The sequence below is a fragment of the Methylocaldum sp. genome (assembly GCF_035627495.1).
GTDB lineage: Bacteria > Pseudomonadota > Gammaproteobacteria > Methylococcales > Methylococcaceae > Methylocaldum.
The window spans coordinates 54,837-67,015 of the sequence record NZ_DASPLO010000151.1; the positions used below are offsets into that span (position 1 = coordinate 54,837).

Consider the following 12,179-nt stretch of genomic DNA (forward strand, 5'->3'; position numbering starts at 1 on the left):
TTATTGCTGTTTCTCGTCGCCCGCCGAACTCCGTACTGTAGTATAGTAGGGATTCGAACTTTGCCCATGACACGCCAATTACCGTTCAACCGAGTATTTCAGAGCTGCCGTTTGGTGCTGATTTCGCTAGCTGCAGGCTGAAAACGTCTTTTTAATTTCTTTGTCGAGTGAGAACCCGCAACAGTCGACGCAAATCACGCTCTCGTTCAGCGAGCGTCATGAAGCTAATCTTTCTCCTTCTGCTTGGTGGATTCGCGAGCTTAGCTCTGGCCGCCTTTTTGCTTTATCGCTTCATCGAGCCCCAGCTTCCGGATATAGAAGTTCTGCGTGACGCCCGGTATCAAACCCCGATGAGCATTTACAGCAAAGACGGCTTACTTATTGCTCAATATGGCGAAAAGAAGCGCAGCCCGGTCAGCTTTTCCGATGTTCCGAGCAAAGTAACCCAGGCTTTTCTGGCAGCCGAGGACAATCGGTTTTTCGACCACCCGGGCGTGGACTACCAAGGCTTACTGCGGGCGACGTTTTCCTTTCTTCGGACCGGAGAGAAGAAGCAGGGCGGCAGCACAATCACCATGCAGGTGGCCCGCAATTTCTTTTTGAGTAGCGAGAAGACTTTCTTTCGCAAACTCAAGGAAATCGTGCTGGCGGTCAAAATCGAATCGGGATTAAGGAAAGAGCAGATCTTGGAACTGTATTTGAACAAGATCTATTTCGGCCATCACGCGTATGGGGTCATGGCCGCGGCTCAGGTCTACTACGGCAAAGGGATGCATGAGCTTGAACTAGACGAGATCGCCATGATCGCTGGTTTGCCGAAAGCACCCTCCGCGTTCAACCCCATAACCAATCCGGAGCGGGCCTTAAGCCGGCGAAACTACGTGCTGCGTCGGATGCGTAAACTGGGCTACATCGACGATCAGCGCTATCAAGAGGCGATTAACCGCCCAGTTACCGCAAAACTCCACACATCCCCCTCCGAATTGAATGCGCCCTACATCGCAGAATTGATTCGCAACGAGATGTATCAGCAATATGGCGAAGCGGCGTATACCAACGGTTACAAGGTATACACCACCGTCGACAGCCGTTTGCAATTGGCCGCCGACAGGTCCCTGCGCCTCACGCTGCACGACTATGACGAGCGCCACGGCTTTCGGGGCATAAAGCAGCGAATGGACCTAAATAAAGCCAAATACGCCAAGGATTGGGACGAGCGGTTATCCAGCATTCCCAAGGCCGGAGAAACGGTTCCCGGACTGGTTCTCGCCGTCAGAGACACTTCCGCGGAAATTTATCTCGGCGACAAGCAACGGATCGTACTCGACTGGGACGGCCTGCAATGGGCACGCAAGTACATCACCGAGAATGGGCAAGGGCCCACGCCACGAAGCGCCAAAGAGATACTTAAGACTGGCGATCTCATCAGGCTGCGCAAAGACGGCAACGACCGCTGGAAACTCAGTCAGATTCCGGAAGCCGAAGGCGCCCTGGTCGCATTGGATCCGACGAGCGGTGCCGTAGTCGCGCTGGCGGGAGGTTATGATTTTACTCTCAGCAATTTCAATAGAGCGACGCAAGCTCAAAGACAGCCCGGTTCCGGATTTAAACCCATTCTCTACGCCGCGGCATTGACCGAAGGGTATACCCCGGCAAGTGTGGTCAATGACGCGCCCATCGTCTATTCCGACCCCTCGCAGGAGGGAGGGCTCTGGCGTCCACAGAATTACTCAGGCCGATTTTATGGCCCTACAAGACTCAGGGTAGCCTTGGCCAAATCGCGAAACCTTGTATCTATTCGACTGCTTCAAAGCATTGGCCTTAAAAAGGCCATAGCCATGGCTACGCGCTTTGGCTTTCAGCCCGAAGAGCTACCTCGATCCCTTCCGCTGGCCTTGGGTAGCGGCACCGCAACCCCCATCAGGATGGCACAAGCCTATGCCGTATTCGCCAACGGCGGCTTCCGCGTTGATCCTTATTTTATCGAACGCATCGAAACCGAAGCCGATAGCACTATCTTCCGAGCCACCCCGCAAACGGCCTGCGCGAATTGTGCTGGCTCTGATGATCACCAAACGAACTTTGCGCCCCGTATTCTATCTCCCCAGGTCCATTACATGATGAACTCCATGCTGCAGGACGTGGTACGGACCGGGACAGCAACCCGCGCCATGGAATTAGGACATAGCGATGTCGCAGGGAAAACCGGCACCACGAATGAACACAAAGATGCCTGGTTCAACGGCTATGTTCCTTCCCTGGCGGCCATCGCTTGGGTGGGGTTCGATTCATCAAAATCCTTGGGCGAAGGCGAAACCGGCGGCAAAGCCGCGCTTCCCATGTGGATGTACTTCATGCAGGAAGCCCTCAAAGATGTACCCGAGCAAACCTTCCCACTTCCAAGCGGGTTGACGACGGCTCGCGTGGACCCGGATACGGGAATGCTTGCCCCGCCCGGCAGCACTAACGCTATCTTCGAGGTCTTCCCATCAGAACGGGCACCTCGTTATTACGCGGCGCCGCGCTCAAGCGAGCCCATCCCCTCAGAAGCCATCGAAGACGAGACCCGGCCGGAATTGCCGGAGCCGCCGCCCCGACGGAGCACGGCCGAAAAACCGATTGAATCACTATTTTGATCTCCGTTATGTCCATGCGAGATAAAGCGCGACTGCTGATTGCACAGGAGGCCGCAAGGATCATGGCCGAAGAGGGTGTAAATGATTATCTTCCGGCAAAAAATAAGGCTGCCGCCCGCCTGGGGATAGCGAATTCGCGGAGCCTCCCCCGCAACGAGGAAATTGACCAAGCACTGAAGGAATACCATCGACTCTATCGGGCTGAAACACAGCCGCTCCACATTATCCATATGCGGAAGATCGCACTAGAAGCCATGCGTTTCCTGGAAGGGTTTTCGCCGCGATTGATCGGCGGCGCGTTGGATGGCAGCGCCGGCAAATACAGCCCGATTATCTTGTATGTGTATCCCGAAACACCCGAGGATATAATCAAGAAATTAATGGAAGCCCGTATCCCGTTTGAAGAAAAGTCCTTTTCGTTCAATTTGGGACACAACCGTGTTGCTACCTATCCGGCGCTGGATTTTTTTGTAGATGGAATCCGAGTGGAATTAGTGACACTCCCCCCCGAATTAAAAGGACAACGGATAAATCGCAGGGAAAAGTCTGTACCCGGAGGCTCTCTCCAAGATGTTGAGAAACTGATTAACGACATCTCACCATTAGGGACCCAGATTACTTAAGAGAGCGACGATCATAATAGAAGCCGATGCCTTACCGCCCGATCAACTACATCTTTTAATCGAGTTGTAGCCCATCAATACGACCGGTTCGTTCGCTCTAACTTGATACCGTATCACCGCGGAGGGTTATGCTTGATACGGCATAAGATGGCTGGTCCGAAGACAATAAAGCAAGAAATACAACGGCGTGTAATTACATTAAATTAGCGGCGCCCTACCCCACGTGCCCCCGAGTATCGGGACTTCGGCTATCGTCCCTGTCCACCCCATTTAAATGATTGCGATTTCGAGGCAGAGAGCGTTCCTTGCTCATCGCTGTTAACGTTTATAGAGAAAAGGACAGACCGATTTCGAGGGGCACAGATGGGAATAAAAATCAGCCCCGACCGTACTTGCGACGGAACTTGTCAACACGACCAGCAGTGTCGACGATCTTCTGCTTGCCCGTATAAAATGGATGGCAAGCGGAGCAAACTTCAACCTGCAAGTCCTTGCTAAGTGTCGACTTAGTCTCGAAGGTATTGCCGCAACTGCAATGGACGTTGATGGATTTGTATTCGGGATGAATATCCGGCTTCATAATTAGGCACTCTCCAAGAAAGCAGAACAAAGGAACGACAAATTTTTCATGGTACTGAAAACAGCCCTTCGCCGCAAGATGGACGCGTTCTTTGATGAAGAACTTCTTGCTCCTGTCCGAGCTGAGCCAATCCACGTCAATCTATGTTCCGTTCTCGGCAGCGACAGCCTAGCTGTTATGAGTCCATCTGAGATATAAACCGTGATGCGCATAATTTCCCTCAATGCTAACGGCGTGCGATCAGCAGCGCGCAAAGGCTTTTTCCACTGGATGGATAAACAGAATGCCGACATTGTCTGCTTACAGGAAACCAAGGTTCAGACGCACCAACTGGAGGATGCCATCTACTGGCCCAAAGGATATCAATGCTATTACCTGGATGCCGTTAAGAAAGGCTATAGCGGGGTTGCCCTGTATAGCCGCAGGGAACCCGATGAGGTCATTCAAGGCGTTGGCTGGCCGGATATCGATGCTGAAGGACGCTATCTCGAAGCGCGGTTCGGCGACCTAAGCGTCGTTTCGCTTTACCTGCCTTCCGGCTCGTCCAGCGAAGAAAGGCAAGCGGTAAAGTTCGACTTTATGAACCGCTTCCTGCCGTATCTTCGAGAATGCGCGCAGTCAGGGCGCAGTTACATTTTTTGCGGCGACTGGAATATTGCCCACAAGCCCATCGACCTCAAGAATTGGCGATCCAATCAGAAAAATTCGGGATTTCTGCCCGAAGAGCGCGCCTGGCTGGATGTAGTATTCGAGGAAGACGGCTGGATCGATGCCTTTCGTGTCGTGAATCAGGAGCCGGAACAATATACCTGGTGGTCAAATCGCGGCCAGGCCTGGGCCAAGAACGTGGGCTGGCGTATCGATTACCACGTAACTAGCCCCGCCCTCAGCGACAAGATTCGCGGCGCCCATGTCTACAAGGAAGAGCGCTTTTCCGATCACGCTCCACTCACCATAGATTATGACTACCCTTTCCTGGCGTGAAGCGCTGTTCAATAGACGGATGCTGATCTGCATCCTTACGGGGTTTTCCTCAGGACTACCGCTATTCGTGCTGATCAGCCTGATTTCAGCCTGGCTGCGCGAAGGCGGTGTTGATCTCAAGGAAATCGGGCTGCTGGCTCTTGTTCAATTTCCCTATATCTGGAAGTTCTTATGGGCGCCACTCTGTGACCGCTATGGCCTGCCGATGGGCCGGCGCAGGACCTGGATGCTGATTACGCAAACGGCACTGCTACTCTCAATCCCGGCTTTCGGCTGGCTCGCCCCCGTGCCCGACATTGCCACTATCCGCTGGCTGGCAGTGGCGGTGGCGTTATTCTCGGCGACTCAGGACATCGCCATCGATGCTTTTCGGCGGGAAATTTTACGGGACGAGGAACAAGGCCTAGGCAACGTAATCCATGTGAATGCCTACAAAGTGGCAGGGCTCGTGCCCGGGTCGCTGTCACTGATCCTTGCCGACCACTTATCCTGGAACGCCGTCTATTCGATCACGGCGTTGTTCATGCTCCCCGGCCTCTTCTTGACGCTGATCGGAACCGAACCGGAGTTTTCCGGCCACGCTCCCTCCACTCTACGTCGCGCCTTAGTAGATCCTTTTCGTGAATTTGTTCAACGCAAGGGTTGGAGCGGTGCGCTGACAGTCCTAGGATTTGTCTTTTTTTACAAATTAGGGGATAGCATGGCGACGGCGCTGGCTACGCCCTTTTATTTGGACATGGGCTACAGCAAGACGGAAATTGGCATGATCGCCAAGCATGCCGGACTCTGGCCGAACGTTGCAGGCGGCATTCTAGGCGGAATATGGATGATTTATCTAGGGATACATCGATCCCTATGGGTATTCGGCGCCTTACAAGCCTTGGTGATTCTGGGCTTTGCCTGGCTTGCCACGGCCGGCCACACCTTGGCGGGCTTGGCCGCCGTAATCGGCGCCGAGGCGTTCGGTGTCGGATTAGGCACGGCAGCCTTTGTCGCCTATATCGCCACGGCCACCAACCCGGCGTACACCGCCACCCAATTCGCACTTTTTACCAGCCTAGCCGCCACCCCACGGACGCTAGCCAATGCGTTCACCGGTTTTCTGGTCGAAGGCGGGGATATAAAGATGGGTGATTTTTCGCTGCTTCACATCGAAGCGCTCGGCTGGGAGCGCTTCTTTTGGCTGTGCTTCGCGCTCACCCTCCCGGGCATGCTGCTACTGTTCAAAGTAGCGCCATGGAAGGGCGACAAGGGAACCAGAGATCCGGAGCGCCTCGAACCCCAAACCAATTCGCAGTCGTCTGAATAAAAGATCCGCCGCAAGAAGGTACGGCGATGAGCTATAACGCCCATCAACACTCTCCTACGGCGTGAATTCGGCCTACTTTCGAATGTAAAGGTCCGTAATACTGCCTTCCAACATCTCGGCGGCAAAGGCAAACGTTTCGGACAAGGTCGGATGCGGGTGAATGGTTAGTGCGATATCCTCCATATCGGCGCCCATTTCAAGCGCCAGGACAGCCTCGCTGATGAGCTCTCCCGCATTCGGGCCGACGATACCCGCACCCAAGATTCTCTTGGTCTCTTTGTCGCACAGGATCTTGGTCACGCCCTCTTTGCGATCGATGCCCAAAGCCCGCCCGCTCGCCGCCCAGGGAAATGCGGCCTTGTCGTAGGCGATGCCTTGTGCTTGCGCTTGGTTTTCCGTTAGCCCCATCCAGGCCACTTCAGGATCGGTGTAAGCTACCGAGGGTATGGTCAGCGCCTGGAACGCCGACGGCAAACCGGAAATGACCTCTGCCGCCGCCTTGGCCTCATGGGTCGCCTTGTGCGCCAGCATCGGATTGCCCACGATATCGCCGATGGCGTAGATATGGGGCACATTGGTTCGCTGGCAGTTGTCTACCGGGATGAAGCCTTTATCGTCGATCTTGACACCTGCGTTTTCCGCGCCGATCTGATCGCCATTCGGCCGCCGCCCTACTGCGACTAAAATCTGGTCGAACACATCGGATTCGGGCGCACCTTCCCCGCCTTCAAAATAAGCTTGAAGTCCTTCCGGTTTCGCCTCGATACGCGTCACTTTGGTTTTGAGGAAAATATTTTCGTACTGCTTCTTGATACGCTGATGTAGCGGTTTCACCAGATCCGCATCGCAGCCAGGAATGAGCTGGTCCATCAGTTCGACAACCGTGATCTTCGCACCCAGAGAATGATAAACGGTAGCCATCTCCAAGCCGATGATGCCACCGCCGATGATTAGAAGACGCTTGGGGACCTCGGTCAGCTCCAATGCGCCGGTGGAGTCGATTAAACGCGGATCGTCGGAGGGAAAGCCCGGAATTTTCACCGGCTGCGAGCCGGCCGCGATAATGGCATGATCGAAACTGACCGTTTTTTGGCCCTCGGCCGTTTCGACCTGTAATGATCTATCCGAAGAAAACGTCCCGACGCCGTTGACTACGGTGACTTTGCGCTGCTTGGCCAGACCCGCAAGTCCGGTAGTGAGCGTTTTCACCACCTTGTTTTTCCAGTCGCGGAGCTTGGCTAAATCGATATTTGGCGCGCCAAAATCCAAACCGAAGCTTGATGCTTCATGAGCCTCCTGAATCACCTTGGCAGCATGTAGCAATGCTTTTGAGGGAATACAGCCGACATTCAGGCAAACGCCACCCAATACCGGATAGCGCTCGACTAAGACGACCTGCTTTCCCAAATCGGCGGCTCGAAACGCGGCGGTGTAACCTCCGGGACCGCCGCCTAATACGAGAACTTCAGCGTGTAGACTGGATGCATCGGACATTAATTGAATTCCTTGTTATGGACAATCGGCAGGTTAATGTTCGGTAGCTGTCGTATCAAGCCGGGTTGCGCCAACGAGCAGCATATCCACCCCTACAAGAGGACTCGCTTCAACTCGGCCAACAGCCCAGCCAAATAAACCGTGAATCGGGCCGCTTCTGCCCCGTCGATCGCACGGTGGTCGTAAGACAGGGACAACGGCAGCATCAACCGGGGAACGAACTGCCCGTCCAGATAAACCGGCTTGGTTTGCGCCCGGGACAATCCGAGGATAGCCACCTGAGGCGGATTGATGATGGGAGTAAAGGCCGTACCGCCAATCCCGCCGAGACTCGAAATAGTAAATGACGCTCCTTCGAGATCGGTGCCGCGAAGTTTCTTGCCGCGGGCTTTGGTACCGAGTTCGGCAAGCTCCTTAGCCAGATCGAAGATGCCTTTTTGATCGACATCTCGCACTACGGGCACCACTAGACCTTCCGGGGTGTCCATCGCCACGCCTAAATGATAATACTTCTTAAGGATCAACTCTTCGCCGCTCGCCGCGAGGGAGGCATTGAAAGTCGGAAACCTCTTGAGCGCAGCCACAACGGCTTTGATGACGAATGGCAGGAAGGTGAGCTTTATGTCCTGCTTTTCCGCTTCGCTCTTGATTGACTGGCGAAATGCCTCAAGCTCCGTAATATCCGCCTCATCGTGCTGCGTGACATGAGGAATGCTCATCCAGCTCCGAAGCAGATTCGGACCGGAAAGCTTCTTGATGCGGGACAGCATCTGCCGTTCGATGGCGCCGAATTGCGCGAAATCGATCTCCGGCTGAGCCGGGATTGCGAAAACGCCACCGGTCATCGCTTGTTCGGTCCGCTTCAAGCTAGCTTTTACGAACGCCTGCACGTCCTCCTTTAAAATACGGCCTTTTTGCCCCGTACCTTGAATTGTAAGAAGCTCCGCCCCTAACTCCCGGGCGAACTTCCGAACCGATGGGCTCGCATGAGGAGGGTGCGTGCGCTCTTCGGTAGCTTCCAAAGCTCGTTCGGCAACGACCGGCGAGGGCGCGGGTGTTGGCTTTACCTCCGGTTCAGTTATCGCCGAAGGTGCAGCCTGCTCGGCAGCGGGCTTGGACTCCGCTTCGCCGGCGACAATCTTTCCCGCTTCCGCCTCCACCGTTGGCGGAGCCTTCTCCTCCCGCTCCGACTCGGCTTGATCTGCAACGTCCAACTGCAATATCGGCGAGCCTTTACTCACCCGGTCACCGACCTTAACCCGCATGGCTTTCACCACACCGGAAAAGGGCGAAGGCACTTCCATCGCCGCTTTATCGCTTTCCAGCGTGATCAAGGAATCTTCTGCTTTAACCGCGTCACCCGGCTTAACCAGTACCTCGATGATCTCGACGTTATTGAAATCACCGATGTCTGGAAGTACAACTTCTTTTTCTACTGTCATAGCGTTTCCTTTACACCTGCACTGGATTGGGCTTTTCCGGGTCGATGCCGTACTTGGCCATAGCTTCCGTGAGTGTAGAAATCGCCACGCTCCCTTCATCGGCCAGAGCTTTTAGTGTGGTAAATGCGATGTAATGCCGGTCCACCTCGAAAAATCTCCGTAATTCGGATCTTCGCTCACTTCGACCGAACCCGTCGGTGCCGAGCACCGTATAAGACCTGGGCACGAACGGCCGAATTTGATCGGCAAGCGTTTTGATATAGTCGGATGCCGCGATGACGGGCCCCTGGGTTGCGCCTAGACATTCTTCCACATAGCTTATTCGGGGCGGTTCGGCCGGATGCAGGAGATTCCACCGCTGCTTGTCTAGTCCGTCGCGACGCAGTTCGGTGAAGCTGGTCGCACTCCAAACGGTCGTTTTTACGCCAAAATCCTGCTCCAGGAGTTCCGCTGCGGCGAGAGCCTCGCGGAGTATCGTACCGCTAGCCAAAAGCTGAGCTTGAGCCGATTCACCGGCATCTTTGAACTTATAAAGCCCTTTAACAATACCGTCGCGGACATCGCCCGGCATGTCGGGATGAGTGTAACTTTCGTTCATCACCGTGATGTAATAGAAGATGCCCTCACCTTCCTGATACATCCGCCTTAGGCCGTCTTGGACAATCACTGCTAGCTCGTAAGAAAAACAAGGATCGTAAGCCACGCAGTTGGGGATTGCCGACATATTGACATGGCTGTGCCCGTCCTGATGCTGCAGACCTTCGCCCGCCAGCGTCGTACGCCCCGCCGTTCCCCCCATCAAAAAGCCGCGCGCCTGCATGTCGCCCGCAGCCCACATCAAATCCCCCACCCGTTGATAGCCGAACATCGAATAGTAGATGTAAAACGGGATCATCTGAATGTTGTGATTGGTGTAAGCCGTACTGGCCGCGAGCCAGGAGCACATAGAGCCAGCCTCGGTGATACCCTCCTCCAGGATTTGCCCCGTTTTGTCCTCCTTGTAGTACATCACCCCGCCGGCATCCGCTGGCACGTACAATTGACCAACGGACGAATAAATGCCGTACTGGCGGAACAATCCCTCCATACCGAAGGTCCTGGCTTCGTCGGGAACGATGGGCACTACGTACTTGCCCAGTTTTTTGTCCCGCAATAGCAGGGTCAGCATGCGCACGAACGCCATGGTGGTGGACATTTCGCGATCTTCGGTGCTCTTCAGCAGAGGTTCGAAGATATCCAGCTCCGGCACCTGCAAAAGCGGTGCATCGCGTCGACGTTGCGGCATAAATCCGCCCAGAGCCTGCCGACGCTCGTGCATGTAGCGCAGCTCGGGACTGTCTTCCGGCGGCCTGAAATAGGGGAGTTCCGTTAGCTTTTCATCGGGAATGGGAATGTTAAAACGGTCGCGGAAGGCTCGGATCGCCTGTTCGTCCATTTTCTTCTGCGAGTGTGTGGTCATAAGTCCCTCACCCGCGCTGCCCATGCCGTAGCCCTTGACGGTTTTGGCCAGAATAACCGTGGGCTGCCCGGTATGACGCACCGCCGACTGATAAGCGGCAAAAACCTTGTGCGGGTCGTGCCCACCGCGGTTCAAGCGCCAGATATCCTCGTCGGACATGTTGGCCACCATCTCCGCGAGCTCCGGATACTTGCCAAAAAAATGCTCGCGAGTGTAGGCGCCGCCTTTCGCTTTGTACGATTGGTATTCGCCGTCCACCGCCTCTTCCATGCGTTTTTTCAGCAAACCGTTCTTATCCTTAGCGAGCAGGGGATCCCAGTACGACCCCCAGATGACTTTGATGACGTTCCAGCCGGCGCCGCGGAACTCCGCTTCAAGGTCCTGGATAATCTTGCCGTCGCCCCGCACCGGCCCGTCGAGCCGCTGCAGATTGCAATTAATGACGAAGATGAGGTTATCCAGCTTTTCCCTGCCGGCAAGTCCGATGGCCCCCATGGATTCCGGCTCATCCATCTCGCCGTCGCCGCAGAAACACCAAACTTTACGGCCCGCAGTCGACAGAATTCCCCGGTCCTCCAGATATTTCATGAAGCGTGCTTGATAAATCGCCATCAGGGGACCGAGTCCCATGGATACCGTCGGAAACTGCCAAAACTCGGGCATCAACCGGGGGTGAGGGTAGGATGAGAGACCTTTGCCACCGATTTCGGCGCGAAAGTTGTCCAACTGCTCTTCGGTGAACCGCCCCTCGAGATAAGCTCGGGCATAGATACCAGGTGCAGCATGGCCCTGGAAGTAAATTAGATCTCCACCATGGTGCTTATCGGCGGCATGGAAAAAGTGGTTGAAACCCACGTCGTAAAGCGTCGCGGCCGAAGCGAAGGTAGCGATGTGCCCCCCGTATTCGCTCGTTTTGCGGTTGGCTCGAACAACCATGGCCATGGCGTTCCAGCGGATGTACGAACGAATGCGCTGTTCCAAGCCGGCGTCGCCCGGCAGGCGTGGCTCCATATGGGGTGGAATTGTGTTGATATAGGCAGTATTCGCTTTATAGGGCAGGTTCGCCCCGGCCCGGCGCGCCTTGTCGACCAAGCTTTCGATCAGGAAATGTGCCCGCTGAATACCTTCAGCCTCGATTACCGCTTCCAGGGCCTCCAACCACTCACGGGTTTCTTCGGGATCGATGTCATTGGCACTACTAACGTTCTGCGATGGGTGAGATGGGCTCACGGCTGACATATTAAGGGCTCCTTCACTGATTAAGGTCCTCCAGTCGATGTTCTCGATTATAGATAAGCAACTTTGAAGGCAGCTATCGTTTGCGACTGGTACTATTGCCTGGGAATAAAGAATTACTGGCATGCTTCTTAGTGTGCCAATCCACTGCTCGGGAAATGCGCACCTCTGACTTTGCCGCCTGAACTAGATCAATGTTTGTATTCTTAGAAAAAGATCTAATCGGAAAATGTTACAGATTACGAGTCAATTACGCCACAAAAGCACATCTGAAAAACGAGTAATGGTCAAATTTTGTGTACGGGGCGGACTCAGGCGGCGATTTTCTCGGCGTCTTCCCGAACTCCGTCCTTGAACACGACTCCCTCGATAACCTGAGCCAAGCGGGGAATGCCATTGAGTTTTCGCCAGTGCCG

At 54.7% G+C, this 12,179-nt stretch carries 8 protein-coding genes; 4 read left to right on the top strand and 4 right to left on the bottom strand.

Going from position 1 to position 12,179, the window contains the following annotated elements:
• The first annotated feature begins 218 nt into the window (after positions 1-218).
• Positions 219-2,636, top strand: a complete 2,418-nt coding sequence (locus tag VEB01_RS12795) for a penicillin-binding protein 1A (protein ID WP_324876016.1) — start codon at positions 219-221, stop codon at positions 2,634-2,636.
• 8 nt (positions 2,637-2,644) lie between these two features.
• Positions 2,645-3,259, top strand: coding sequence for a hypothetical protein (locus VEB01_RS12800; protein ID WP_324876018.1), 615 nt, complete (start codon positions 2,645-2,647; stop codon positions 3,257-3,259).
• 376 nt (positions 3,260-3,635) lie between these two features.
• Here the strand turns inward: VEB01_RS12800 and rpmE are convergent, their stop codons facing one another.
• Positions 3,636-3,839: a 50S ribosomal protein L31 gene (gene rpmE, locus VEB01_RS12805; protein ID WP_324876030.1), complete on the bottom strand. Its 204-nt coding sequence runs from the start codon at positions 3,837-3,839 to the stop codon at positions 3,636-3,638.
• 204 nt (positions 3,840-4,043) lie between these two features.
• Between rpmE and VEB01_RS12810 the strand changes: the two genes are divergently transcribed.
• Together VEB01_RS12810 and VEB01_RS12815 are read left to right on the top strand one after the other, a co-directional pair.
• Complete coding sequence (locus tag VEB01_RS12810) at positions 4,044-4,823, top strand: exodeoxyribonuclease III (protein ID WP_324876032.1); 780 nt, start codon at positions 4,044-4,046, stop codon at positions 4,821-4,823.
• Positions 4,801-6,132: an AmpG family muropeptide MFS transporter gene (locus VEB01_RS12815; RefSeq protein WP_324876020.1), complete on the top strand. Its 1,332-nt coding sequence runs from the start codon at positions 4,801-4,803 to the stop codon at positions 6,130-6,132. The genes VEB01_RS12810 and VEB01_RS12815 overlap by 23 nt, the downstream gene beginning before the upstream one ends.
• 72 nt (positions 6,133-6,204) lie before the next feature.
• Here VEB01_RS12815 and lpdA read toward each other — a convergent pair whose 3' ends face one another.
• From lpdA to aceE, 3 genes are all read right to left on the bottom strand, one after another.
• Positions 6,205-7,626: a dihydrolipoyl dehydrogenase gene (gene lpdA, locus VEB01_RS12820; RefSeq protein WP_324876022.1), complete on the bottom strand. Its 1,422-nt coding sequence runs from the start codon at positions 7,624-7,626 to the stop codon at positions 6,205-6,207.
• A gap of 92 nt (positions 7,627-7,718) precedes the next feature.
• Positions 7,719-9,068, bottom strand: coding sequence for a dihydrolipoyllysine-residue acetyltransferase (aceF, locus tag VEB01_RS12825; RefSeq protein WP_324876024.1), 1,350 nt, complete (start codon positions 9,066-9,068; stop codon positions 7,719-7,721).
• Positions 9,069-9,078: 10 nt separating this feature from the next.
• Complete coding sequence (gene aceE / locus VEB01_RS12830) at positions 9,079-11,766, bottom strand: pyruvate dehydrogenase (acetyl-transferring), homodimeric type (protein ID WP_324876026.1); 2,688 nt, start codon at positions 11,764-11,766, stop codon at positions 9,079-9,081.
• Positions 11,767-12,179: the final 413 nt, after the last annotated feature.

Bases quoted from the DNA above. Each gene is read 5' to 3' on its own strand.
- VEB01_RS12810 (WP_324876032.1), top strand. From the start codon at position 4,044: ATGCGCATAATTTCCCTCAATGCTAACGGCGTGCGATCAGCAGCGCGC.
- lpdA (WP_324876022.1), bottom strand. From the start codon at position 7,626: ATGTCCGATGCATCCAGTCTACACGCTGAAGTTCTCGTATTAGGCGGC.
- VEB01_RS12800 (WP_324876018.1), top strand. From the start codon at position 2,645: ATGTCCATGCGAGATAAAGCGCGACTGCTGATTGCACAGGAGGCCGCA.
- VEB01_RS12815 (WP_324876020.1), top strand. From the start codon at position 4,801: ATGACTACCCTTTCCTGGCGTGAAGCGCTGTTCAATAGACGGATGCTG.
- aceE (WP_324876026.1), bottom strand. From the start codon at position 11,766: ATGTCAGCCGTGAGCCCATCTCACCCATCGCAGAACGTTAGTAGTGCC.
- VEB01_RS12795 (WP_324876016.1), top strand. From the start codon at position 219: ATGAAGCTAATCTTTCTCCTTCTGCTTGGTGGATTCGCGAGCTTAGCT.
- rpmE (WP_324876030.1), bottom strand. From the start codon at position 3,839: ATGAAGCCGGATATTCATCCCGAATACAAATCCATCAACGTCCATTGC.
- aceF (WP_324876024.1), bottom strand. From the start codon at position 9,068: ATGACAGTAGAAAAAGAAGTTGTACTTCCAGACATCGGTGATTTCAAT.